The following is a 23,974-nucleotide window of genomic DNA, read 5'->3' as shown; positions in this document are numbered from 1 at the left end:
GAGCGCCGAGCCTGAGCTCCGAACGTCTGAGCGCCGAGCCTGAGCGTCACGCCTCGGTACGGAGCCGCGCTTCCAGGCCGTCGAGCAGGCAGTCCAGCCCGAACATGAACGCATCGGCCTGCAACTGGTCCTGATCCACCCGCCGGCGCTGGATGGACTCCTGCATCTCCGGGCTGTCGGCCGAGGCCGGCAGCGCGTCCGCCAGGACATCGTCGACCCACTGCTCGGTCGTCTTCCCCGACCGCCGCATCGTCTCCCGCCAGACCGCCTCGGGGTTCGTCCGGCCGAACACGTAGGACATCACGCTGCCCATCGCGTAGTCGATCGCGAGACCGGTGAATCCCGCGGCCGCGAACAACGCCAGCCCGCGGGACCCGAGCGCGACCGCGTTCGGCCCGATGCTCGGCCGGGTGTAGATGACCTCGGGCAACCAAGGATGCCGGAGCACGGTGTGCCGCAGGCTGTGGGCGAACAGCACCGCCCCGGGCCGCCAGCCGGCCAGCTCCGGCTCCGGCACGTCGACCTCGCCGAAGATCTCGTCGATCACCAGCTCGAGCAGGTCGTCCTTGGTCTGCACGTGCCAGTACAGACTCGTCGCGCCCGCGCCCAGCCGGCTGCCCAGCTTCCGCATGCTCAGACCCGCGAGCCCTTCGGCGTCGAGTACTTCGATCGCCGTCCGCACGATCTGGGTCGCGCTGAGGCCCTCCCGCGGCGGCGGCGCGGTCCGGCGCCGGGTCCAGATCGAGTCTGTCATACCCGCCATCCTATAAGGCACTAGTACGGCGTTCGAGTGTGTCGTACAGTGTGCGAGTGACTAGTACATCGTTCGAGTCAGGTCCCGCCGCCGGTCATCCGAAGCGGTGGTTGATCCTGCTGATCCTGTGTCTGAGCCTGCTGGTGCTCGTCGTCGACAACACCGTGCTCAACCTGGCCATCCCGTCGCTGATGCGTGACCTGTCCGCCACCCCGGCGGACGTGCAGTGGATCATCGACGCCTACATCCTGGTCTTCGCCGGGCTGCTGCTGACCGCCGGAAGCCTGTCCGACCGGTATGGCCGGCGCCGCATGTTGCTGATCGGGCTCGTCCTGTTCGGGGCGGCGTCGTTGCTCGCGACGCTGGCGACGACGCCCTGGCAGCTGATCGCGTGCCGCGCGCTGATGGGCGTCGGCGGATCGCTGCTGATGCCGAGCACGCTGTCGCTGCTGTTCACCGTGTTCCCGCCGGAGGAGCAGCGCAAGGCGATGGCCGGCTGGTCGGCCGTCGCGATGGTCGGGGTGGTGGCCGGCCCGACGATCGGCGGGTTCCTGCTGAACCACTTCTGGTGGGGCTCGATCTTCCTGATGAACGTCCCGATCGCGGTGCTCGCGATCATCGGCACGCTGGCCCTGATCCCCGAGTCCAAGGGCCCCGCGCGGGCCGTCGATCCGGCCGGCGCGGTGCTCTCGATGATCGGGATGACCGCGGTCGTCTGGGCGATCATCTGCATCCCGGCGGACGGCTTCGGCTCGGCCAAGGTGCTCGGCGGCCTCCTGGTCGGCGGCCTCGCCCTGGTCGGGTTCGCGCTGTGGGAACGCCGGAGCGCGCACCCGATGGTCCCGCTCGAACTGTTCCGCGACCGGAACTTCAGCGGCACCAGCTTCTCGATCGTGCTGCTGTCGTTCACCGCGGGCGGCCTCATGCTCGCGCTGACCCAGTACCTGCAGTTCGCCCTCGGGTACGGCCCGTTGAAGGCCGGCCTCGCCCTGATCCCGTACGCGGTCGCGGCCACTCTCTTCAACGGGCTCGGCGCCACCCTCGGCAAGAAGCTCGCCGATCGGACCCTGATCGCGTCCGGCCTGGCCGTCATCGCCGTCGGCTTCGGCATCCTGACCCAGGTCACCGTGTCGTCGGGCTACGGCCTGCTGATCCTCGGGCTGCTCGTGATGGGCGTCGGCGCGGGTCTGGCCGGGCCGGCCGCGTACACCCTGCTGATGCAGTCCGTCCCCGCCGAGCACCGTGGCGTCGGCTCGGCGATGAACGACACCGTCCAGCAGACCGGGGCGGCGCTGTCGATCGCCGTCCTCGGCAGCGTGCTGGCGGCCGCGTACTCGGCGGCGCTGCCGGATTCGGTCCCCGAGGCGGCGCGCGGCTCGATCGCGGAGACGCTCGCCCTCGGACCGGCGTTCGCCGACGCGGCCCGGTCGGCGTTCGCGGACGCGATGTCGATCTCGATGACCGCCGGCCTGGTCGGGTCGGGCCTCGGTGCCGTGGTCGCGCTGGTGGTCCTGCCGCGGAAACGGGGCGCCGTCGAGAAGGAGTTCGCGGAGGTCAGTTCCCGACCGCGAAGCGAGTGACGATGATCCCGGTGAGGAAGAGCGCCCAGGCGGCGAGCACCACCGCGTGGTACCGGCCGATCGACCGGGCGACCGCGGTCCCGCGGAGGTTGTACAGCGAGACGTACCAGAACATCGGCACCGTCACGGCCCAGACGACCATGCAGTACGGGCAGAGGGCGCCGATGCTGTAGATGCTCTGGTAGATCAGCCAGTGGATCAGTACCGCGGCCGCGGTCACGCCGCCCTGCAGCCCGAGCCAGAACCAGCGCGGCAGCCGGGCCCCGGTCAGCAGCACCACGCCGATCGTGGTGACGATCGCGAACCCGGCGATCCCCAGCAACGGATTCGGGAAGCCGAAGATCGCGGCCTGCGGCTTGGTCATCACCGAGCCGCAGGACAGCACCGTGTTGATACTGCAGGTCGGGTCGTAGTTCGGGTCGACGAGCAGCTTGTACCGCTCCACCGTCAGCACGAACGCGGCCAGGAACCCGATCGCGCCACCGACGGCGAGCAGCCAACGCAGTCCCCGTCCCGGTTCGCCGGACTGGGTCGGGGATTCGCTGCTGGCCGGATCGGTGAGGTCCACCGGCGCGTTCGTCATACCTGGCTGCTTTCGGCTTGTCGGAAGATGCTCCGATTGTGCCGCATACGCCCTACCGCAGCCCGGACGCCGCCCGGTGACGTCAGAGCCCGAACAACTCCGTCGCCGTCTCGCCCATCACTGCCGCGTACTCCGCGGGGTCCAGCCGGGCGGCCTCGATCGCGCCGAAGGCGACCGACGGGTCGATCAACGTCGCATCGGTCCCGAACATCAACCGGCCCGGGCCGACCCGGTCGAGGACCCAGCGGATCCGGCCCGCCTCGGGCGCCGACCAGCACGGTTCGAACCAGATCCGGTCACAGCGCTCGGCGGCCCGCGCGACCAGCGGCCAGCCGGACGCGCCCATGTGCCCGGCGATCACCCGCGCGCCGGGGACCTGGGCGGCGAGGTCGGCCAGGTCGACCACGTTCGGTCCCCAGGTGTGCACCAGCGTCGGCAGGCCGAACTCGGTGGTCAGCTCGACCGCGGCCCGCATCCCGGCCGAGTCGATCGGGGTCCGGCTGTAGTCGGTGTGGATCTTCGCGCCCACCCACCGCCGCCGCCCGTCACCGGCCAGGTACGTCGTCAGGTCCGCGCGGGCCTCGTCGAGCCGGCGCGGGTCCACCACGACCATGCCGCGCAACCGGGGATCCAGGTCGAGGTGCGGGGCGAGGGACCGGTTGCCGGCCGGGGCGTCGTACACGATGCCCTCGATCGCGGAGACCAGCTGCACGTCGATGCCGAACCGGTCGAGCAGGTCGACGTTGACGTCGATGCTGCCGACGTCCATCGAGAAGAACCACGGGCCCCAGTGGGCATGGACGTCGACGATCACGCGGACTCCAGCAGACGGTCGAGGTTGTGGCTGCCGACGAGCGCGATCTCCGCCGGGCTCAGCTTGGACGTCAGCAACCGGCGGACCACCGAGTGCGTCTCGTGGAACGGCGTCCGGCACCCGAGCACCAGCCGCTCCGCCCCGACCTCGGCGGCGACGATCTCCAGCGAGTCCGGCCCGGTCAGCATCCGCGTCGAGGCGGCGAACCCGGCCTCCTCGCGAGCCAGCACGACGAAGTCGCCGAGGTGGTAGAAGTGCGTGTCCAGGAACACCACCCGCGCCCCGATCCCGCGGAACGGCGCGCTCACCGTCCGCACGTCCCCTTCGACGAACACGGTGAGATCCGCGGCCACCAGCAACTTCACGACATGGCCGAACGCGGGGTACACCGGCTCCACGTTCTGCAGGGTCGGAGCGAGCCGGATCGCTCGTGGGCGGGTCTCGTCCGGCAATGCCAGCAGCCGTTCCAGCTCCCGCTCGGCACCCAGCGCGTCGCGCAGATCCAAAGCCGGGCAAGCGGTCCAGTTGTTGCTGGCAGCAACTTCAGCGGCCTCGGCGTTCCCACTCGGTACGTCGAAGTGCACGGCGCGCAGGCTGGTCACGAGGCCGCCGGAGATCCCCGTCGACTTCAGCACCTCCTGCACCGCGTCGGGCCGGGACCAGCGACCCGTGGTCACGTCATGGCCGACGAGCAGGTCGCAGTCGAGCAGGATGGGCGCGTCGCTCATGCGGTCACCAGTCCGGCGTGGACCTTGCGGACAGCGGCGACCACGTCGTCCACGTCGGACTCGGTGTAGTTCTCGTTCCAGGGCAGGACGAGGAGCCGGCGGTTGATCAGCTCCTCGGCGTTCGGGCACAGCCCCGGCGGGTACTCGACGTCGGCCAGCGGGTACTGCGAGGCGCCGTACGTCACCCGGTCGCGCAGCGCGGGCGCGCCGTACAACGGGCTGGTGAGGTACCCGCCGTTCGCGGGGATCCCCTCGGCCGTCAACGCGGTCGCCCACTCGTGCAGGTCCCCTGCGACGGCCGGATCGAGGATCAGCGGGTACTGCCAGTACACGTGGTCGCCGTTGTCCGGCGGCGGCGTGATTCCGGCCAGTCCGCTGAGACCGGCGGTGGCCCGGGCGGCCGCGGTCCGGCGATCGTCGACGACCCCTTGCAGGCGGGCCAGCTGGGCCCGGGTGACCGCGCCGACCAGCTCGGTCATCCGGTAGTTCAGCGAGAGGAAGAGGTAGGTGCGCTCGTTGGTGTCGCGGGGCCAGCCCTTGTCCGCGAAGAGCCGCATCCGCCGGGCCAGCGCCGGGTCGTCGGTCACCACCAGGCCGCCGTCGCCGGCGCTGATGTGCTTGGTCTGCTGGAGGCTGAAGCAGCCGAGGTGCCCGATCCGGCCGACGAACGCGTCGCCGGCCGCCGCGAGGTACGCCTGCGCGCAGTCCTCGATCAGCAGGATCCCGTGCCGGTCGCAGAGCTCGCGCAGTTCGTGGATCGGGGCCGGCTTGCCGAACAGGTGCACGGCCAGGACCGCCTTGGTCCGTGGCGTGATCGCGGCGGCGACGGCGGCCGGGTCGAGGTTGCCGGTGACGGGATCGACGTCGGCGAACACCGGCACCGCGTTCTGCAGCAGGATCGGGAAGACCGTGCCCATGTCGCTGATCGGGGTGGTGATGATCTCGTCGCCCGGCTCCGGATTCACGGCCGCGACGGCCAGGTGCAGCGCCGCCGTCCCGGAACTGCAGGCGACCGCCTGTTTGGTCCCGATCAGGGCGGCGAACTCCCGCTCCAGCGCGGGTACCTCGGTGCCCCAGGTGGACGAGAGCATGCCGCTGCGCAGGACACCTTCGACGGCCTTGACCTCCTCGTCGCCGAAGCGGCGGCCAGTGGCGTTCATCACCGACGGCAGCGGGGTGGTACGGACAGGGGTGCCGCCGTCGCGGGCGAGGCGGATGGTGGGTTCGTCCATCGGGACAGTCCTCCGGTCGATGCTCATGACAACCACGCGCGCCGGGCCATCCGGCGCTCAGGCCAGCCAGCCGTCCACATGCTCGGCGACGAACTCGTCGTCGGTCAACCACGGGTACGCCGCGACCACCCGGTCGATCTCCTCGGCCTGGCCGGGGGACAGGTCCTCGGCCGGATCCAGGCAGCGCCGGTCGGCGACGAGACCCTGCCGGCGCAGTACCTCCTTGATTCCGGGCACGCAGCCGTGGAACTCGTTCGCGGCGTCGAAGACCGCGGCGTTCGCGTCGGTCAGCTGGGCCGCGAGGGTCAGCAGTGCGGGCAGGTCCTCGGACGCGCCGGCGCGAGCGGCCCGGGTCCGGTCCAGCAGCTCGACCGCGGCCCGCGTCCACACCGCCCACTGCCCGAGCAGCCCGCCGACCACGTGCTTGCGCACGGTCTCACCGCCGATGGTGAACTCGAACGGGGTCAGCAGGTCCAGCAGGATGTTGTCGTCGTTCCCGGTGTAGACGGCGATCTCGTCGCTCCGCCCCGAGCTGCCGACCGCCCGCAGGACGTCGAGCGTGGCGTACCGGTCGAACGGCGCCACCTTGATCGCGGCCAGGCCAGGGATCTCCGCCAGCCGGGACCAGTACCGCGCGGACAGCCAGCGACCGCCGACCGCGGGCTGCAGGTAGAAGCCGATCACCGGCAGTACCTCGGCGACCGCGGCCGTCCGCTCGACCAGCTCGTCCTCGCTGAGGTGGGCGATGCCGCCCGGGCTCAGCAACGCGTAGTGGTACCCCAGGTCGGCGGCCAGCTCGGCCTCGCGGACGGCGGCCGCCGTCTCACCGCAGGCGCCGGCCACCATCACGACCGGACGGCCCGCCTCGGTCCGGACCGTGTCGGCGGCCTGGGCGAGGACCGGCTCGAGCAGGTTCCACCGGGGGTCGCGGATGGCGAACTCGGTGGTGTGCACGCCGACCGCCAGGCCGCCGGCGCCCGCTCCCAGGTAGTACCGGGTGAGGGCACGCTGGTGCCGTTCGTCGATCCGGCGGTGCTCGTCCAGCGCCAACGGGTGGGCCGGGATCACGCACCCGTCGCGGAGCAGCGCGGCCACCTCGTCCGGCGGGCCGGGGCGGGTGGCCGGTGACGGAGTGGCCGACGCGGCGGCGGTGGTGGAGAGCGCGGCAGACAAGGGCATCGAACCGTCCCGGGACTCGTGGCGGAGGAAACGTGTTGCGGGCCCGGTCGGGTCCCGCGGCTAGATACGGCAATGACCGTAATTGCCCTACCCGGGCCCTGTCAACGTTCTGAAAACAGCTGCGACAAGTCGTTGACGCGCCCGGTTTCGGGCTCTACGGTCTTGACCGTAATCCCCCTGAGCTGGAGGTGCCCGAATGTCCTGGCGGAGAACGGCGAGCAGGGCCGGCGTCGGCCTGACTGCCCTGTGTCTGGTGGCCGCGTGCGGCGACGGCGGTTCGGTCGCGGCACCGAAGGAGGGCGAGGAGGTCAGCGGCTCGATCACGATGCGGGCGTACCCGCTGTCCCCGGGTGCCGACGAGAACGCGGACAAGAAGTTCTGGGAGGGCCAGGTCGCGGCCTTCAAGGCGAAGTACCCGAAGGCCGAGGTCAAGGTCGACATCAAGCCGTGGAAGGACCGCGACACCGCGCTGACCACCGCGATCGCGGGTGGCACGGCGCCGGACGTGGTCTACATGATCCCGGACGAGCTGGCCCAGTTCCGCGCCCAGGAGGTGCTGGAGCCGCTGGACGACGTGGTCAGCAAGGACGGGTACCGCAAGAGCGCGCTGGACGCGGTCACGCACGACGGCAAGACGTACGGCGCCCCGATCCTGATGTCCGTGGTGCCGGGCGTGTGTGACGCCAAGGTGCTCAAGGAGGTCGGGGTGGACAAGCCGCCGACCACCTGGGCGGAGCTGGCCGCGCTCGGGCCGAAGTTCAAGGCCAAGGGCAAGTACGTCACGCACATCATCGGCTCGACCGAGGCGACGCTGAACATGACCTTCTACCCGTGGGTCTGGCAGGCCGGTGGCGCCCCGTTCGACGAGGCGGGCAAGTCCACGATCGACAGCCCGGCGATGGCCGAGGCGGCCAAGTTCCTCGGCGACCTGGCGGCCCAGGGGTACGTGAAGCGGGACGAGGCGGCCGGCAACCTGCCCGCCGAGCAGACCGTCGTCGGCCGCCGGCAGGTCGGCTGCGTCTACTACAGCACCCCGACCGAGCTGGCCACCGTGTGGGGCAAGGACGTCGTGGTCACCGCGCCGCTGAAGAACAAGGCCGAAGCCACCTACGGCACGGTCGGGTCCTTCACCATCCTGAACGACTCGGAGAACAAGTCGCTGGCCGCCGCCTGGACCCAGTTCGTCACCACCGACGAGGTGCTCGCCGCGATCGGCAAGTTCTCCAACTTCTACCCGCCGAAGGAGGGCGCGCCGGCGCCGTTCCCGGCCGGCTCCCCCGAGGCTCAGGCCGAGCCGTTCCTGCCGCTGGTCAACGTCGGCCCGCGGGTCGCGCACGCCCGCGAGGTACAGGCCGTGCTGGCGCCGGAGATCCAGGCCGTCGTGCTCGGCAAGAAGTCGGCCGAGCAGGCGATGAAGGACGGGGCCAAGGCCGCCGAGCCGGTCCTGGCGCGCTGAGCCGCTGATGGCTTCCCTGCTCGCTGCGGGCCGGCCCGCCTCCCGTCGCCTCCGGCGGCGGGAGGCGCTGGTCGGCGCCGCCTTCGTGCTGCCGATGCTGGTGCTGTTCCTGCTCTTCCGGTTCGCGCCCTTCCTCGGCGGGCTCGGGCTCGCGTTCGGCAAGTACACGCTGGGTGGTGGGTTCCGCTGGAAGGGGCTCGACAACTTCGAGCGGCTCGCCCACGACGGCCTGTTCTGGCACTCGCTCAAGGTCACGCTGATCTACACCGTGGTCTCCGTCCCGGTGCTGGTCGCCGTCGCGGTCGGGATGGCACTGCTGGTCCGGCGGTCGTTCCGCGGCGTCCGGTTCTTTCGGGCCGCGTTCTTCCTGCCGGTGATCACCTCGCTGGTGCTGGCCGGTGTCGTCTTCATCTGGATCTTCAGCGCGGACGGCGCGGTGCCGCGGCTGCTCGGCTCGATCGGGCTGTCCGAGGGGTCCTGGCTGACCAACGACGTGCTGGCCATCGTCGCCATCGCGGCGGTCGCGATCTGGGGCCGGTTCGGCTTCGACATGCTGATCGTGCTGGCCCGGTTGCAGGACATCCCGCGTGAGCTCGAGGAGGCGGCGATGATGGACGGCGCCGGCGCCTGGCAGCGGTTCCGGCACATCACCCTGCCGCAGCTGCGCCCGGTGTTCTTCTTCCTCGGCGTGATCGAGGTGATCGGGTCGTTCCAGGTCTTCGACGCCGTCTACATCATGACCGGCGGCGGTCCGGTCAAGGCGACCTACACGCTCGGCTACATGCTGTACGACCAGGCCTTCAAGTTCTTCGACTTCGGCTACGCCTCCGCGGTGGCGCTGGCGCTGTTCGCGCTGGTGCTGGTGATCTCGCTGGTGCAGCGGCTGATCCTGGACCGGGGGAGCGACTGACATGTCCACTCTGACCCAGACCGACCTCGGTCCCACCACTCCGGCGGACCAGCCGGCCGCCGCACCACCCGGGCGTACCGGCCGTAGCCCGTTCGCGCCGCAGGGCGTCGGGCGGGTGCTCACCGGGATCCTGCTGACGGTCGGCGCGTTGGCGACGCTGTTCCCGTTCTACGCGATGGTGGTGCTGTCGCTGAAGCCGAACGGTGGGTTGTTCTTCCCGGGCAGCCTGGTGCCGAACGACCTGACCCTGGACAACTACGCCCGCGTCCTGCAGGGCAACCAGGTGATCCGGTGGGCGCTCAACACGCTGCTGTACTCCGGGATCAGCGTCGTCTTCGTGCTGCTGCTGTCGTCGATGGCCGGGTACGCGTTCGCCAAGAAGCGGTTCCCCGGGAAGAACGTGATCTTCTGGTCGTTCCTCGGGATGCTGATGGTGCCGTACCACATCACCCTGATCCCGTTGTTCGTGATCGTGGCCAAGGCCGACGGCGTGAACACGTACTGGGGCCTGATCGTGCCGACGCTGGCGAACGCGCAGGCGACGTTCCTGATGCGGCAGTTCATCCGCGGCATCCCGGACGAGCTGCTCGACGCGGCCCGGGTCGACGGCGCCTCGGAGTTCCGGATCTTCGCCCAGATCGTGCTGCCGCTGTGCAAGCCGATCCTGGCGACGCTCGGGTTGTTCGTGTTCCTGTGGCACTGGAACGACTTCCTCTGGCCACTGGTGGTGGCGCAGTCGCCGGAGATGCAGATGCTGACCACCGGGATCGCCGGGCTGATGCAGGACAAGGTGCCGATGAGTGTCGCGATGGCCGGCTCGGTCGTCGCACTGGCACCGATCTTCGTCGCCTACCTGTTCGCCCAGCGGCACTTCACCGAGGGCGCGACCATGTCCGGACTCAAAGGCTGAGAGGGAACGACATTGTTCGAGGACGAAGCTGCGCTGGAGGCCGCGCTGGCCACCCCGTCGGCCGACCTGGTCGCCGACCTGGGCCGGCTGGAGGGCGACCTGGTCGTGCTCGGCGCCGGCGGCAAGATGGGTCCGAGTCTGTGCCTGCTGGCCCGGCGCGCACTGGACGAGGCGGGTGGCCGGCATCGCCGGGTGCTCGCGGTGTCCCGCTGGAGCGACCAGCAGGTGCGGGCCGGGTTGGAGGCGGTCGGCGTCACCACGGTCGCGTTCGACCTGCTGTCCGACGACTCGTTCGACGAGCTGCCGGACGCCGCGAACGTGGTGTTCATGGTCGGCGCGAAGTTCGGTACGTCGGGAGCGCCCGGCCGGCTCTGGCAGACCAACTCGGTCGTCGCCGGCCTCGCCGCCGCCCGGTACCGGGACGCCCGGATCGCGGCGTTCTCCACCGGCAACGTGTACCCGCTGGTCCCGATCACCGAGGGCGGCAGTACCGAGGCGGACCAGCTCGGCCCGGTCGGTGAGTACGCGATGTCCTGCCTCGGCCGCGAGCGTGTCTTCGGGTACGCCGCGGAGACGTGGGGCACGCCGTTGTCGGTGATCCGGCTGAACTACGCGGTCGAGCCCCGGTACGGCGTGCTGGCGGACGTGTTCTCGCAGGTGCGGGACGGGATCCCGGTCGACGTCACCACGGGCGCTGTGAACGTGGTCTGGCAGCGATACGCGAACGAGGTGGCGCTGCGGTCCCTGTTGCACGCGACGCCGGAGCAGTTCGTCCTGAACCTGACCGGGCCGGAGACGTTGTCGGTCCGGGAGCTCGCGGTCGAGGCGGGCCGGCGGCTCGGCGTGGAGCCGGAGTTCAAGGGCACCGAGGCACCGACCGCGTTGCTGAACGACGCGTCCCGGTGTCACGAGCTGTTCGGTCTGCCGGACGCGGGGATCGAGACCCTGCTGGACTGGCAGGCGGACTGGATCGCGCGCGGCGGAGTCGTCTGGGACAAGCCGACGAAGTTCCAGGTCCGGGACGGGAAGTTCTGAATGCTGCGGGTCGTGATGGCGGCGACGCCGTCGTTCCGGGAGATGGTGTTCGCACCGGCCGACTGGGGCCGGATCGAGGCACTCGCCGACCTCCGCGTCCTCGACGATCCACGGGACGCGGTGTCGTTGGTCGAGGCGTTGCCGGAGGCCGACGTGCTGATCACCTCGTGGGGCGCGGTGCCGATGACCGCGGACGTCCTGGCGCACGCGCCGCGGCTCCGCCTCATCGCGCACAGCGCCTCGTCGGTGAAGCACTTCGTCACCGACGCCGTGTTCGACCGGGGCATCAGGATCACCCAGGTCGGTCAGGCGATGGCCCGGCCGGTCGCCGAGGTCGCGCTCGCGTTCACGCTGACGATGCTGCACCGCATCCACCGGTACGACCACGCGATGCACGCCGGGGCCACCTGGACGGACGCGATCGCGGCGCCGCCGCAGCACGGGATCACCGGGTCGCGGATCGGCGTGGTCGGGGCGTCCCGGACGGGCGCGGAGTACATCGCGATGGCGGTCGCGCTCGGCGCCGAGGTGGTGGTGTACGACCCGTATCTGACCGACGAGCGGGCGGCGTCGTTCGGAGTACGCCGGGTCGAGCTGGACGAGTTGCTCCGGACCAGCCGGGCCGTCGTCCTGCACGCGCCGACGTTGCCGGAGACCCGGGAGATGATCGGCCGACGCGAGCTGGCGCTGATGCCGGACGGGGCGTCGCTGGTGAACACGGCGCGGTCCTGGTTGATCGACTCGGACGCGTTGCTCGACGAGTTGCGGAGTGGCCGGATCGACGCCGCGCTGGACGTGTTCGACGAGGAGCCGTTGCCGGTGGACAGCCCGTTGCGTGGTCTGCCGAACGTGCTGCTCACTCCGCATCGCGCGGCCGGGACCGTCGAGGGGTATCTGGAGATGGGTGAGCTGGTCGCCGACGAGCTCGAGCGGTACGCCGCCGGCGACGCGCTGCGGTTCGAGGTCACCGCGGAGGCCTTGGCCCGGATGGGCTGACCTCCGCGGTGGCACCCTTTTGGTTGCTCAGCGCAACGGGAGTTGGACGAGGTCGCGGTCGGCCAAGCCCCACGCATGGTGGGTCGGCCGGCCGCGGACCGGGGACAGCTGCGGCACGGTGTACCAGCCGTCGCCGAGCTTGTTCACCAGCAGCTCCGCCTCGCTCCGGCCGAGCCGGTAGAGGTTGCCGCCGAAGTTGGTCTCGACGTAGACACCGCCCTGGTGGACGAAGATCTCGCCGTACCCGGAGAGCTTGTTCGTACCGCGGACCACGGCACCGGTGGTGAGGTCGACGGTGAACCAGCCGCCGCTGGTGCGTTTGAGGACGCCGTACAGGACGCCGTCCAGGACCGCGACGCTCTGGATCGAGCGTTCCCCGGCGAGCGGTTCGGCCGTCCACAGCAGCTTGCGCCGGCGCAGGTCGAACGCGCCGATCGCGGCCGACGTCCGGGTCGGGGTGATCCCGCCACCACCGACCACGTCCCCGCCGACGTACGCGATGCCGTCCGCGATCGCCACGGTCATCACACTCTGGTCGGGCAACAGGTTCGGGTACACGTCCAGGGTGCCGGTGCGGACGTCGAGCAGGGTGAGCGCGCCGACCAGCTTGCCGGTCCCCGGCGCGGACGCGATCGCGAGCAGCCCGGTCCCCTCGTCGTACGCCGCCTGCCACGGCCGGGTCTGCCCGTTCGCGATCAACCCGAAGCTGTGCACCTCCTTGGTCCGCGGGTCGATCCGGACCACCTCGGTACTCGGGTACAGCGCCGAGTAGAGGTGGTCGCCCGTCCAGGTCAGGGTCTTCGCCTCACCCGGAACGCGGATGCGACGGCTGGTCCGATCGGAGGTCGAGTGCTCGGTGACGACCCAGTGACCGCCCACGTACAGATGCGGCATCCCCAGCTCGATCGACTGCGGCTTGTCGGCGGCCGGGACGAAGCCCGCGTCGACGAGATCGAGCAGCTCGTACTCCCCGGTGCTGACGTCGAGCCACCAGAGCACCCCCGAGCCGGTCGAGCCGAGCAACGTGGTGTCGTCGAGGAGGACGAGACGTCGGTGTTCGTCGGCCGCTGCCGGGGTGGCGACCGCGGTGAGGCTGGTGTCGGCCGGACCGCAGGACCACACGGTGCCGGAGCCGCGGGTGGTGACGTACGCGGTCCCGTCGGGTGTCACCGCGATGGCGTCGACCGTGTTCTCGCCGGCGGGCAGCGGTACGACGTGGACGTTGCCGCCGTCGAGGTCCATGCTGACGAGGGCACCGCTGCATCCGGCGTAGACACGGTCCGTCGTCGCGGTGAACGGGCCGAAGTTCTTCCCCCGCAACGTTTCCGGGGTGAGGTCGCGGAAGCTCCCGCTGGTCCGGTCGTATCCGGCCAGCTGGGACGGTGTGTAGATCCCCGCGTACACGAAGGAGCCGGCCGCGCCGACGTACCGGCCGTACTGCGCGCCCGGGACCGGGGCGCCGAGCTGGGTCGGGGTGTTCGTGGTGGGGTCGATCTGCCAGACGGCGCCGTTCGGGTAGCTGACCGCGAACACCTGACCGTCGGGTGCGGTGGTCAGGTCCCAGACGAAGCCGCCAGCTCCGGCGAGACTGCCGACGCGGGTGATCGCGGCGGTCACGGGGTCGAAGCAGTACACGTCGGCGACCGGGTACAACCCGACGTAGATCTTGCCAGCGGCAACGGTGATGCCCCAGCCGCCTTCACCGACCGGCAGGTCGATCGTCCGGCTGACCCGCCGGGTGGCGAGGTCGATGTCCACGAGCTTGGGCGGCACGATCCCGCGGGTGATCACGTACGCGTGCCCGTCGAGGACGGCCATCGCCACCACAGCCGCGGTCAGGCAGGCCGGACCGAAGCGGGGCAACGTGGAACCGTCGATCGGTGCTGCTGTCGATGCTGCGCCGGCCGTCGGCAGGGGGAGCGCTGAGGTGGCCCCGGCGACCGCGGCGCCCGCGAGCAGGGTGCGGCGCGAGATGCGGCCCGTCATCGGTCCGCTCCGCTCGGGAGGTTACCGACGCGGATCAGGTCGCGGTCCTTGATCGTGTAGAGCGCGTCGCCGGTGTGCGACGCGGTGATCAGCGGGTAGCCGTAGATCTGCGTGTTGAGACCGTCCAGGACAGTGCGGACCTCCGGCGCCGCCGAGCCCTTCGGGACGACTTGGAAGACGCGTTTGCTGTCCGTGCCGAAGAGGCCCGCTCGGGCGACTGCGAGGCGGCTCTGCCCGGTCCCGATGGTCTGGGTGCTGAGGACCTTGCCGGTGCGCGGATCGAGCTCGGCGAGGCGGCCGTCATCGGTCGTCACGTACAGCCGGCCGCGGTACGGGATCACGTCGCTGTACGTCTGCGCTCCGGAGATCGGGGCGACCTCCCAGAGCGTGCGGTTGCGGCGCAGGTCGAACGCGACGACGGTTGCCTCCGGCAAGAGCGGGGTGGTGCCGAGGCTGTTGCGGGTCGCGCCGCCGAGGTACGCGATGCCGTCCTGGGTGCCGACCGAGCGGACCGACTGCTTCGGGACCACGCCGCGATGGACCTCACGCTGCCCGGTATCCACGTGCTGCTCGGTCAGGGTGCCGTCGTACTTGCCGTAGTCGGGCTCGGTCGAGATCAGCAGCGTGCGGGAGCGTTCGTCGTACGCGTCGTCGGTCGGGCGGGTCTGCTCGTTCTCGATCCGGCCGAGCTCGCGGAGATCGGTGCCGTCCGGCTTCATCGACCAGACCCGGGCCAGCGTGTACACGCCGAGGTAGACCTCCCGGCCGACCGGGGTGAGGGTTTTCGCCTCGCCGGGCAGGAACGCGCGGCTGTTCGTCCCGGTCCGCAGGTCGTGCACCTGGATCCCGGCCTTACCGCTCACCAGGACCGTGTCGCGAGTTGCCGCGATCCCCATCGCCTGCTCGGGGGCCGGCGGGAGTCCCGCGGTGCCGAGGTCCACGCCGCTGAACGTCCCGCCGGCCTCGTCGTACGTGACCACCTGGCTGGTCAACTCGGCCCGGATCGTCGACCCGGCCACGAAGATGCGGTTGAAGTACGCCCCGTCGTACGGGGACCCGAGACGCTGCAGGGCGCCGTCGCGGTAGCGGTACAAGGTGCCCGACGGCCGGGTCCCGAGATAGACGTCCCCGGTCGGCTCGTCGACGGTGATCGCGGTGACGTACTGGTCGCCGCCGGGCGTCTGCACCTCGACCGGGTTCGCCAGGTCGGCGGTGTCGAAGACGAGCATCGTGCCGGTCGGGGAGAGGCCCGCGGCGAGCTTCCCACCTTCCAGGGCGAGCGTGGCGACGAACGTCCGGTCCGCGTACTTGGCGGGCAGCACGTCCCGCCGATCCCCGGTGGCGCGATCGATCGCGACCAGGTGCGCCTTGGTGCCGACCCCGGCGTAGATGGTGTCCGCGTCGGCCGCGATGCTGCGGACGTACTGCTCACCGGCGAACGCGGCACCGTACGACTTGGTCGCGCCGGTGGACGGGTCGTACTCGTGCACGCCGCCGTCGGGGTAGGTGCCGGCGACGATCTTGCCGTCCGGGGTGGCGGCGATCGACCAGATGAACGAGCCGAACTGGGCGACCTTGCTCAACGACCCAGTGGTGGTGTCGATCTTGTAGAGGTCACCGGGGGTGTAGAGCCCGACGTAGAGGTCGGTGCCGACATGGGTCATGGCCCAGGACCCGGCGCCGGTCGGCAGGGCGATCTTCCGGTCGACGGTCTGGGTGACCGGGTCGAAGGCGCCGACCTGGACCGGCGACACCCCGGACGTGGCGGTCCAGATCCGGTCGCCCACCTGCTCGGCGACGCTGGTCGAGGTCACGGCGGACGCGGGTCCGAGGTTGTCGACCGTGACGGGGGACGGGGTGCCCGCGGTCGCGGCGCTCGGCGCGGTGGTCAGGATCAGGGCAACGGCGAGGGAAGTGAACGCAAACCGCTTGTACACAAGGCCTCCGGGGACGGCGCGGCAGGTTTTACGGTCCTGGCTGAAATTACCCGGCCCCGATCCGGCCGTCAACAGATCAACCCAAGTATCCCGCGCAAGCCTGCACGTTAGGGGTCTCCACCGAGCGCCAACGCGCATGGGTGACAGCAGGTGTGTCCTTGGACAGGAGGTGGTTGTTGTGGCTGGGTGCCGGTCAGCGGGCTCGGTGAGTTTTCGGCTCAGGTTGCCGACTATCTCCTGTCGAACGGCACGAGAACTACAGGTGCACGCGGTAGACGACGAGGGGGCGGCCGCTGCCGGTGCCTATTTGGGTTCCGGTGGCGTCTGCTACGCCTGCTCTTTCGAGGCGGTTGAGAACTCGGCGGGCTGTGCGCGGTTGGACTCCGAGGTGCTCCGCCAGCGTTCGGGTGGTCAGGCCGCCGCCCGGGGTCGCTCGGACCAGCTCCTGCAGCTTCTCCAGCGTCGCCTTGGAGAGCCCCGCGCGCTGGGCGAGCAACTGCAACTGCGCCCGCTGCAGCGGACGGGGTGCCGCCCCGCCGACCAGGGTGATGTCGATGTCGTTCCGCAGCGACACAACCGCCGCCGTACGCCCTGCCGTCCGCGCACGTCCCAGCGCCCGACGTGCGAGCGCCTCCGCCTCCGCCCCGGAGCCGCCGATGCCAAACCCAATGCGGACCGGCCCGAAGCGCTCCTTCAGATGCGTCAGCATGCCCAGCTCGGTGAACGACGCCGTCGCCTGCTCCAGCGGCCCCCGCGTCGTCACGATCAGGAAGCGCTTGTCGTCGTACCGGACCACGCTCCCGCCCAGCGACCCGACCTCACGCTTCAGCGCGTCCTCGCCCTTGGCCGCGATCTCCACCAGCCCGAGCGCGATCTGCGCGTCGTCGCTGCGGAGCGCTCCGTGGGTCAGCAGCAGCCCGTTCACCGCGGAGCGGACCGAGTGCACCGACGGGGCCAGGCGGATGGTCGTCTGTTCGACGCGGAGCTTCTCGTACGCCGAGCGCAGGCACGTCACCGCCACGGTGGCACCTTCATCGCGGGCTTCGCGGTGGAAGGCGACCACGTCCTCGGAGTCCAGGCCTGGCCGGTACGGCAGGACACGGACGCCGCGGGTCGGCAGGCCGACCTCCTCGAGGGTTTCGCGGACCTGTGCCTCGTCCAGGACGTCGATGCTCATCGACGTCACGTCGCGCCCTTCGCGGAGCAGCTGGACCAGGGCCCGGAGCAACGTCGCGCCGGTGTACTCGACGTGCGCGGCCGGCCGGTCGAGCAGGTCGTGCGAGGCCGCGATCTGGTACGGCACGACCCCGGTGAACAGCCAGGCGTCGATACTCGCCGGGGCGTCCGCCAGCACCTTCGGGGTGTCGGTCTCGCGCCGGTACTTCAGCGGGACCACCTCGACCCCGGGCAGGTTCGCGCAGATCCGGCTGGTGGAGGTGACCAGGTCCGACGGACCGACGATGCCGATCGTCGTCACCATCCGCGTCGCCCTCCCGTGTCGTCGGAATCATCAGTTGCCGTCCGGCGGGCTCAGTCTCACCGGATCGCATCCCGCTCGCAAGACCGCTCGCCGGGCGTGCCCCAACCGGGTCCCGGCCGGGTCCGCGCTCGACGTGCTCGCACCCGTCCGGAACACTGACCCCATGCTACGAACCCCGGCAACGGCCGTGACCGAAACCGTCGTCGAGACGCTCCGGAGCGGCGTCACGGCGGCGGCGCTGACTCCGTTCGACGCGGCCGGCGCGGTACGGATCGACGCGGTCGCCGGGTACGCCGGGGCGCTGGCTGGTGGTGGTGCGGGGGCGCTGGCGGTGTGCGTGCACACGGGCCGGGGGCCGTGGTTGCCGGACGAGCGGCGGGCCGAGGTGGTGGCCGCGTACCGGGTCGCGAGCGAGCTGCCGTTGGTCGCCGGTGTCGGGATCCCGGCGGGAGCCGACCTCGCCGATCCGGTGGGCGCGCTGCTGCGGAACGCGGAGCCCGTGGTCGCCGCGGGGGCGTCCGCGTTGCTCTGCTTCCCGCCGCCGCGTGTTCCCGAGTACGACCGGGCCGTCGTGGAACTGCACGAGCGGCTCGCCGCGGAAACCGGTCTGCCCGTCATCGCGTTCGCCCTGTACGAGAAGGCGAGCGGGAACCAGTACGACGCGGCCACGGCGGCTCGGTTGGTCACGGTGCCGGGCGTGGTCGGGCTGAAGCTCGCCCTGCTCGACGACGCGATCGGTTGCCAGGACCTCATCGCCGGGTGCCGCACCGCGAACCCGGACGCCCTCCTGCTCACCGGGGAGGACCGCATGCTCGGTCCCTCGCTGATGTGGGGCGCCCGCGGCATGCTCATCGGTCTGGCCGCGGCTGTGCCGTCGTGGAGCGTCGCGGTGAACCAGGCGTGGAACGACGGCCGGTACGACGACTTCGTTGCCGCGTCCACCCGACTCGACCAGCTCGCCGCCTTGGTCTTCCGCGCACCGATGGAGGGGTACGTCCAGCGGATGGCCTGGATCGCCGCGTGGGAAGGGATCCTGGACCCGGAGTTCTGCCACGACCCGTACGGCCCGCCGTCGGATCCGGCCGAGCGGGACGAGTTGCTGCGAGCCATGGATCGGCTGGCGAGCCGAGAGCTCCGATGACGTCCGGTGGTCGCGTCGCCCTGGTCGAGCTGGACACCTCTCACCCCGCCGCGTTCGTGCCGCTGCTGCGCGAGCTCGGTCGGGAGGTCACGGCCGTACTCGACTCCGGTGTGGTGCGCCCCGCCGGGTACGCGGAGGAGTTCGCCGCCGAGTACGGCGTTGCCCGCGTACTCACGGACGCGGCGGAGTTGCCGGAGGTGGCCGACGTGGCGCTGTTGCTCGGCTGCGACTGGGACCGGCGGTACCGGCTCGCGCTGAATCTGCTGGACGCGGGGACGGCCGTGCTGCTGGACAAGCCGCTCGCGGGACGCGTCGGTGATCTCCGCGAACTCGCCAGGCGGGCCGAGGCGGGTCAGCCGATCAGTGGCGGCTCCTCCTTGCGGTGCGCGCCCGAGGCGGTCGCTTGGCGGCGGCGGTACCACGGTCCGGCGCCGTCGTCCGTCCTCGTTGGTTGTGCTGGGCACCCTTTCTACTACGGGGTCCACGCGGTGTCGCTGGCGCAGGCGGTGCTCGGTCCGGGGTTCACCGCGGCGCGGGCGCTGGACGGTTCGGGGTTGCGCGGGCTGCTGCGGCATACGGGCGGTACCGAGGTGGTCGTCGACGTCCGACCGCCTCGGCCGGGGTACCCGTACCACGCGACGATCGTGACGGAGTCGGGGGTCGAGCACCTTCGACCGAACGCGGGTGGGCTCTACAAACCCTTCCTGGGCGAGGTTCTGGGCCAGCTGCTCGACGGTGCGGCGGCACCGTATTCGCCGACCGCGCTGGTGGAGCCCGACCTGCTCGTGCTCGCGGTGGCCAAGTCGGCGGCCGACGGCGGTGACTGGGTCGCGATCGACGCATTGGACGACGTCTTCTCCGGGTGGGACGGCGCCGAGTTCGCCGCGGCGTACCGGGCGCCGGCCGGCTGATCGCGGAGAGTTTCGGGCGTCACCTCTGGACATTACGGACATGACCGTTATAGCGTCCGGGCATCCGCCGCCGCAGGGAGCCCGCCATGATTCCGCGCCGCCGTTTCCTCCAGTACGCCGCGCTCGCCGTCCCCGCCACCTCGTTGCTCGGGACCGCGACCGCCAGTGCTGCCACCACCGCCACGGTCACCCCGTTGGGTGTGCCGTTGCGCGATGTCCTGCTGATCGGAGGTGCGATCGGCCCTGGTCCCGACGGACGTCCGGTGATGTGGTCCGCGGCCTCCGGTGAGCCCGCGCATCTCGTAGCGATCGACCCGCTCACCCGCAAAGTCGTGTCGTCCCAGGTGATCGACGGCGCGCCCGGCTCGTACGCCGTGGTCGTCGCACCGGACGGCACCGTGTACGTGGGCGCGTACAACACCGGAACACTGCACCGGCGTCGCCCGGGCCCGAACAGCCCCGTGGAGAACCTCGGCCGCCCCTTGCCGAACCAGACCTACATCTGGCGTCTCGCCGTGGACGCCGACGGAGTGCTGTACGGCGCCACGTACCCGGGGGCCCGTGTCTTCAGCTATCACCCGTCCGGTGAGGTCCGGGACTACGGACAGCTCGCACCGGGCATCGAGTACGCGCGCAGCATCGCTCTGCTCGACGGGAAGCTGTACGTCGGGTCGCAGCCGGACGCGCACGTCTTCGAGATCGACGTCGCCACCGGAGCCAAGCGGGAGCTGCCGTTGCCCGCCGAGGTGGGTGACGGCGTCGGGGTTCCCGTGTACGACCTCAACGCCTACGACGGCAGGGTGTACGCGCGGATCGGCTCGGCCATCAGCGGCAAGCTGGCGATCTGGGACGTCAAGGGCCAACGGTGGAGCCAGGTGCTCGACGGAGTCGCCGGGCTGGACGTGTCCGAACCAGGGCCGAAGGGGCTCGTCTACTACACCCGCAACGGCGAGCTGACCGGGCTGAAGCCGAGCCACGGCACCGAGTACCCGACCGGGCTGAAGTTCGCCGGCCGGGTGGTGAACAACCGCGGCATCGGCTGGGTCGATCTGCGGCACCCCGACTGGCCCGGACAGACCCTGGTCGGGATGCTGTGGCGGGGCGAGCTGTTCCGCTACAACCCGAAGACCGGCCGCTCCGACGTCGGCGGCACCGACGTCACCGGCGAACCCATCCCGCTCGCGTCGTTGGCCGTCGGTACCACCGGCCGGCTGTGGGCAGGTGGGTATCTCAACGGGGGTATCGCGCAGGTGGATCCGGCGACCGGGCAGCCCGGTTTCCAGCGGTTCGCGCAGACCGAGAGCGTGCTCGACCTGGGCGACACGGTGTGGATCGGCTGCTACCCCGACTCGCGGTTCTACGCGTACGACCCGACCGCGCCGTGGAACAGCCCCGAGTACTCCCCGGGTCCCGCGGGCGCCCCGGAGAACCCGGTCAAGGTGAGCGACCTGAAGGCGCAGGACCAGGTGCGCGCGCGGACCAGTGTCGACGCTGGGACGCACATCGCGTACGGGACGATGCCGAACACCACCCTCGGCGGCGCGCTCGTCCTGGTCGACAAGGCGACCCGGGCCGCGCAGGTCCACCGCCCGGTGGTGACCGACCAGTCGATCGTCGCGCTCGCGTACGCGGGCGGCCTGGTGGTCGGTGGGACGTCCATCCACGGTGGGTACTCGGTGCCACCGCCGACGCAGACCGAGGCCCGGTTGTTCGGCTGGAACGTGGCCGCCGGGACGACGACGTTCCAGCTGGTCCCAGTCGCCGGTGCGAAGGTGATCGACGGGCTGTGCGTGGACTCCGCGGGGGCGCTGTGGGGTCTGGCGGGCGGCCGGTTGTTCCAGTTCGACGTGGCCACACAGACGATCACGAGGTCGGTCACGTTGCCGGCGAGTGGTGGGCGGCTCGCGTACCACGCGGCCGGGGACGCCTTCTTCGTCCACACCGGGCAGGTGCTGCTGCGGATCCCACGGTCCGACCTGAGCATCACCGAGGTGGTGCGGCAGCAGGCGCAGTACCTCGCGGTCCATCCGGACGGCCGGGTCTTCCTCGGCGACGGTGCCGAGCTCTACCGGGTGGAGCTGTGATGAGACGAATCGGCGTAGCTCTGCTCACTGTTACCGCGCTCCTGGTCGGCGGATCCACGGCCGCCGCTGTCGAGGACGACGTGATCCAGGACCTCGGTGCACCCCTCACCTCGTTGACCGTGATGGAGGGCGCGTTCGGTCACGAGAACGGGCGCGACGTGGTCTACGCCGTTCCAGCGGGAGAGGACGCGCAGCTCAACGTGGTCGACGTGCGCACCCGCGAGCTGGTGAGGGCCGTGCCGTTGCCCGGTGCCGCCGGCGCCTGGGGCATCACGGTTGCGAGTGACGGCAGCGTGTACGTGGGCAGCTACTCGAACGCCCGCCTGTACCGCTACCACCCGGACACCGGGACGGTCACCGATCTGGGTCAGCCGATCGCGGGGGAGTCGTTCGTCTACGGGCTGAGCGCGGGACCCAACGGGGTCGTGTACGGCGGGACGTACCCGAACGCGCACGCCTTCCGGTACGACCCGGCCACCGGTGACGTGACGGACTACGGTTCGCTCGACACGGTTCAGCAGTACGCGCGGTCCACGACGTACGACCCGGACCGCAACGCACTGTTCGTCGGGCTGGCCACACCGAAGGCGAAGCTGTTCCGGATCGACCTGGCGACCGGGGACAAGCAGGAGCTGACCCCGGCGAGCCTGGCTGGCAAGGAGATCAGCGACCTCGACTACGCCGACGGCCGGGTGTTCGCGAACGTGAGCGGACGACTCACCGTCTTCGACGCGGCCACCGGACAGCAGGTGACGTTCACGGACGCCGCAACCGGGTCCCAGGTCACCGACTACCCGATCGGAGCACGCGGTGTCTCGCCGGGCGAAGGCGGGGCCGTCTACTTCACCAACGCGACCGTGCTCACCCGGTACGACGTGGCCACCGACACCGTCGGCGCGGTGACTCCGGCCGTCAAGGTCACGCGCGGCGCCGCGATCGGGTACGGCTGGGTCACCGAGAACGGCAGCCGGGTGCTGTACGGACTCGGCGGCAACTATTCGGGTGGCACCTTCCGGTACGACCCGGGGAGTGGCGCCTTCGCGCAATGGAGCTCGCCGTTCCAGTACGTACCGGTGCCGTTGATGCACGCGATCGCGGACCCGTCCAACGGCAAGGTCCTGGTGAACGCGTTCCTCAACGGCTCGACCGGGACGTACGACCCGGCGACCGGTGTCACCGCGCCCGCGACTCGGCAGGGCCAGGTCGAGGGCTGGGCCTGGGGCGACGACGGGAAGCTGTACGTCGGGATCTACCCGTACGGCCGGCTGTCCGTCTGGGACCCGCATGTCCCCGAGAGCGCGACGAACCCGCGCATCCTGTTCAGCTTGGTGGACAGCCACCTGCAGAACCGCCCGGTCTCCGTGGTCCCGTCCGACGGCAAGGTCTACGTCGGCACCACGCCGGGCTACGGGGAGTACGGGGGCGCGCTGACCGTGTACGACCTGGCCAACGGGGCGTTGTCGGTGTACCGCAACATCGTCGTGGACCAGACGGTCGCCGCGATCCAGCCGACCACGTCCGGGCTGTGGGCCGGCTCGAGCGTCGACAGCGGCCAGGGAACCGAGCCGCGCGCGACCGAGGCGGTGCTGTTCCGGGCGGACCCGGCGACCGGGGCGAAGACGGCCGAGCTGGTACCGGTCCCGGGTGCCAAGAGCATCAACGAACTCACGGTCGGACCGGACGGGCGGCTGTGGGGGCTCGCGGACGGCACGGTGTTCGTGGTGGATCCGGCGACGGGCACGGTGCAGCGGCGGATCAAGGTGTTCGACGGTACGACCGGTGCGGCGGACGGCGCGCTCTCCTGGCGAGACGGGTACCTGTACGGCGTCACCGGTGGCCGGTTGTTCGTGGTGGACAGCCTGGCCGGGTCGGTGGAGGTCCTGCGGGACCGCGGGCTGAACCGGCTGACCGCGACCCCGGACGGTACCTACTACTCCTTGCTGCGGCCGGACGGGAAGACGAACCCGACCAACCTCGCCTCGTACGTCCCGCCCGCCGACGCGTGTCCCGGCTCGGACCTGCGAGCGACCGTGTGGACGGGTGACGTGGACAGCCGCGTGGCCAACCGGTTCGCCCGGCCTGGTTGCACCGTGATCGACGAGTTGCCGGACCCGGCGGCGAAGTGGCGCGACCACGGGACGTACGTACGGGCGGTTGTCGCAGTGACCGACCGGCTCGTCGCCGATGACGTCCTGAGCCCGGCCGAGGGCGAGGCCGTCCGCTCGGCCGCGGCCCGCTCGACGATCGGCCGCTGACCG

General features: G+C 70.8%; 19 protein-coding genes. 10 read left to right on the top strand and 9 right to left on the bottom strand.

Annotated elements, in window-relative coordinates:
* Positions 1 to 46: 46 nt before the first annotated feature.
* Positions 47 to 754 (bottom strand): TetR/AcrR family transcriptional regulator C-terminal domain-containing protein, encoded by a 708-nt coding sequence (locus tag FB561_RS35270; RefSeq protein WP_238335314.1) that lies wholly within the window; start codon positions 752 to 754, stop codon positions 47 to 49.
* 56 nt (positions 755 to 810) lie between these two features.
* Between FB561_RS35270 and FB561_RS35265 the strand changes: the two genes are divergently transcribed.
* Positions 811 to 2,334, top strand: coding sequence for an MFS transporter (locus FB561_RS35265; RefSeq protein ID WP_238335313.1), 1,524 nt, complete (start codon positions 811 to 813; stop codon positions 2,332 to 2,334).
* On the opposite strand, the gene FB561_RS35260 is transcribed toward FB561_RS35265, so the two are convergent.
* The 5 genes from FB561_RS35260 to FB561_RS35240 all read right to left on the bottom strand — a co-directional run bounded on the left by FB561_RS35260 (position 2,309) and on the right by FB561_RS35240 (position 6,870).
* A complete protein-coding gene (locus FB561_RS35260; protein WP_145814418.1) occupies positions 2,309 to 2,917 on the bottom strand; it encodes a vitamin K epoxide reductase family protein in 609 nt (202 codons plus the stop codon). The genes FB561_RS35265 and FB561_RS35260 overlap by 26 nt on opposite strands.
* Before the next feature lie 82 nt (positions 2,918 to 2,999).
* Entirely contained in the window at positions 3,000 to 3,731 is a 732-nt protein-coding gene (locus FB561_RS35255; protein ID WP_145814417.1) for an amidohydrolase family protein, read from the bottom strand.
* Positions 3,728 to 4,459, bottom strand: a complete 732-nt coding sequence (locus FB561_RS35250) for a hypothetical protein (RefSeq protein WP_145814416.1) — start codon at positions 4,457 to 4,459, stop codon at positions 3,728 to 3,730. Before FB561_RS35250 ends, FB561_RS35255 begins: the two co-directional genes overlap by 4 nt.
* Positions 4,456 to 5,691, bottom strand: coding sequence for a DegT/DnrJ/EryC1/StrS family aminotransferase (locus FB561_RS35245; protein ID WP_145814415.1), 1,236 nt, complete (start codon positions 5,689 to 5,691; stop codon positions 4,456 to 4,458). Before FB561_RS35245 ends, FB561_RS35250 begins: the two co-directional genes overlap by 4 nt.
* A 57-nt stretch (positions 5,692 to 5,748) precedes the next feature.
* On the bottom strand, positions 5,749 to 6,870 hold the full coding sequence (locus FB561_RS35240; RefSeq protein WP_145814414.1) for a dihydrodipicolinate synthase family protein: 1,122 nt from the start codon (positions 6,868 to 6,870) through the stop codon (positions 5,749 to 5,751).
* Between the two features lie 196 nt (positions 6,871 to 7,066).
* On the opposite strand from FB561_RS35240, the gene FB561_RS35235 reads away from it, so the two are divergent.
* From FB561_RS35235 to FB561_RS35215, 5 genes are read left to right on the top strand one after another with little or no spacing between them, the layout of a single operon-like run.
* Positions 7,067 to 8,326: an ABC transporter substrate-binding protein gene (locus tag FB561_RS35235; protein ID WP_145814413.1), complete on the top strand. Its 1,260-nt coding sequence runs from the start codon at positions 7,067 to 7,069 to the stop codon at positions 8,324 to 8,326.
* Between the two features lie 7 nt (positions 8,327 to 8,333).
* Positions 8,334 to 9,236 (top strand): carbohydrate ABC transporter permease, encoded by a 903-nt coding sequence (locus tag FB561_RS35230; RefSeq protein ID WP_145814412.1) that lies wholly within the window; start codon positions 8,334 to 8,336, stop codon positions 9,234 to 9,236.
* A 1-nt stretch (position 9,237) separates the two neighbouring features.
* The gene (locus FB561_RS35225) at positions 9,238 to 10,146 is read left to right on the top strand and encodes a carbohydrate ABC transporter permease (RefSeq protein ID WP_145814411.1); all 909 of its coding nucleotides are present in this window, start codon (positions 9,238 to 9,240) and stop codon (positions 10,144 to 10,146) included.
* Positions 10,147 to 10,158: 12 nt separating this feature from the next.
* Positions 10,159 to 11,181: an NAD-dependent epimerase/dehydratase family protein gene (locus FB561_RS35220; RefSeq protein ID WP_145814410.1), complete on the top strand. Its 1,023-nt coding sequence runs from the start codon at positions 10,159 to 10,161 to the stop codon at positions 11,179 to 11,181.
* Positions 11,182 to 12,177 carry a hydroxyacid dehydrogenase gene (locus FB561_RS35215; protein WP_145814409.1) on the top strand — a complete coding sequence of 332 codons (996 nt, stop codon included), beginning with the start codon at positions 11,182 to 11,184 and terminating at the stop codon, positions 12,175 to 12,177.
* Between the two features lie 27 nt (positions 12,178 to 12,204).
* Here the strand turns inward: FB561_RS35215 and FB561_RS35210 are convergent, their stop codons facing one another.
* From FB561_RS35210 to FB561_RS35200, 3 genes are all read right to left on the bottom strand, one after another.
* Entirely contained in the window at positions 12,205 to 14,163 is a 1,959-nt protein-coding gene (locus FB561_RS35210; protein ID WP_145814408.1) for an NHL repeat-containing protein, read from the bottom strand.
* Positions 14,160 to 16,100: an outer membrane protein assembly factor BamB family protein gene (locus FB561_RS35205; protein ID WP_170284942.1), complete on the bottom strand. Its 1,941-nt coding sequence runs from the start codon at positions 16,098 to 16,100 to the stop codon at positions 14,160 to 14,162. Before FB561_RS35205 ends, FB561_RS35210 begins: the two co-directional genes overlap by 4 nt.
* 256 nt (positions 16,101 to 16,356) lie before the next feature.
* Positions 16,357 to 17,580, bottom strand: coding sequence for a helix-turn-helix domain-containing protein (locus FB561_RS35200; protein WP_145814406.1), 1,224 nt, complete (start codon positions 17,578 to 17,580; stop codon positions 16,357 to 16,359).
* A gap of 163 nt (positions 17,581 to 17,743) precedes the next feature.
* On the opposite strand from FB561_RS35200, the gene FB561_RS35195 reads away from it, so the two are divergent.
* The 4 genes from FB561_RS35195 to FB561_RS35180 all read left to right on the top strand — a co-directional run bounded on the left by FB561_RS35195 (position 17,744) and on the right by FB561_RS35180 (position 23,971).
* Positions 17,744 to 18,721, top strand: coding sequence for a dihydrodipicolinate synthase family protein (locus FB561_RS35195; protein WP_170284941.1), 978 nt, complete (start codon positions 17,744 to 17,746; stop codon positions 18,719 to 18,721).
* Positions 18,718 to 19,632, top strand: a complete 915-nt coding sequence (locus FB561_RS35190) for a Gfo/Idh/MocA family oxidoreductase (RefSeq protein ID WP_145814404.1) — start codon at positions 18,718 to 18,720, stop codon at positions 19,630 to 19,632. The genes FB561_RS35195 and FB561_RS35190 overlap by 4 nt, the downstream gene beginning before the upstream one ends.
* Before the next feature lie 86 nt (positions 19,633 to 19,718).
* Positions 19,719 to 21,716, top strand: coding sequence for a hypothetical protein (locus FB561_RS35185; RefSeq protein WP_145814403.1), 1,998 nt, complete (start codon positions 19,719 to 19,721; stop codon positions 21,714 to 21,716).
* A complete protein-coding gene (locus FB561_RS35180) occupies positions 21,716 to 23,971 on the top strand; it encodes a DUF6923 family protein (protein ID WP_145814402.1) in 2,256 nt (751 codons plus the stop codon). The genes FB561_RS35185 and FB561_RS35180 overlap by 1 nt, the downstream gene beginning before the upstream one ends.
* Positions 23,972 to 23,974 lie beyond the last annotated feature (3 nt).

Source organism: Kribbella amoyensis (assembly GCF_007828865.1).
Taxonomy (GTDB): Bacteria; Actinomycetota; Actinomycetes; order Propionibacteriales; family Kribbellaceae; genus Kribbella; species Kribbella amoyensis.
The sequence above is the reverse complement of the archived record's forward strand: the minus strand, read 5'-3'. Positions and strand labels throughout refer to the sequence as shown.

Bases quoted from the DNA above. Each gene is read 5' to 3' on its own strand.
- FB561_RS35180 (WP_145814402.1), top strand. From the start codon at position 21,716: ATGAGACGAATCGGCGTAGCTCTGCTCACTGTTACCGCGCTCCTGGTC.
- FB561_RS35215 (WP_145814409.1), top strand. From the start codon at position 11,182: ATGCTGCGGGTCGTGATGGCGGCGACGCCGTCGTTCCGGGAGATGGTG.
- FB561_RS35270 (WP_238335314.1), bottom strand. From the start codon at position 754: ATGACAGACTCGATCTGGACCCGGCGCCGGACCGCGCCGCCGCCGCGG.
- FB561_RS35190 (WP_145814404.1), top strand. From the start codon at position 18,718: ATGACGTCCGGTGGTCGCGTCGCCCTGGTCGAGCTGGACACCTCTCAC.
- FB561_RS35185 (WP_145814403.1), top strand. From the start codon at position 19,719: ATGATTCCGCGCCGCCGTTTCCTCCAGTACGCCGCGCTCGCCGTCCCC.
- FB561_RS35225 (WP_145814411.1), top strand. From the start codon at position 9,238: ATGTCCACTCTGACCCAGACCGACCTCGGTCCCACCACTCCGGCGGAC.
- FB561_RS35250 (WP_145814416.1), bottom strand. From the start codon at position 4,459: ATGAGCGACGCGCCCATCCTGCTCGACTGCGACCTGCTCGTCGGCCAT.
- FB561_RS35195 (WP_170284941.1), top strand. From the start codon at position 17,744: ATGCTACGAACCCCGGCAACGGCCGTGACCGAAACCGTCGTCGAGACG.
- FB561_RS35210 (WP_145814408.1), bottom strand. From the start codon at position 14,163: ATGACGGGCCGCATCTCGCGCCGCACCCTGCTCGCGGGCGCCGCGGTC.
- FB561_RS35240 (WP_145814414.1), bottom strand. From the start codon at position 6,870: ATGCCCTTGTCTGCCGCGCTCTCCACCACCGCCGCCGCGTCGGCCACT.
- FB561_RS35200 (WP_145814406.1), bottom strand. From the start codon at position 17,580: ATGGTGACGACGATCGGCATCGTCGGTCCGTCGGACCTGGTCACCTCC.
- FB561_RS35230 (WP_145814412.1), top strand. From the start codon at position 8,334: ATGGCTTCCCTGCTCGCTGCGGGCCGGCCCGCCTCCCGTCGCCTCCGG.
- FB561_RS35260 (WP_145814418.1), bottom strand. From the start codon at position 2,917: ATGACGAACGCGCCGGTGGACCTCACCGATCCGGCCAGCAGCGAATCC.
- FB561_RS35235 (WP_145814413.1), top strand. From the start codon at position 7,067: ATGTCCTGGCGGAGAACGGCGAGCAGGGCCGGCGTCGGCCTGACTGCC.
- FB561_RS35245 (WP_145814415.1), bottom strand. From the start codon at position 5,691: ATGGACGAACCCACCATCCGCCTCGCCCGCGACGGCGGCACCCCTGTC.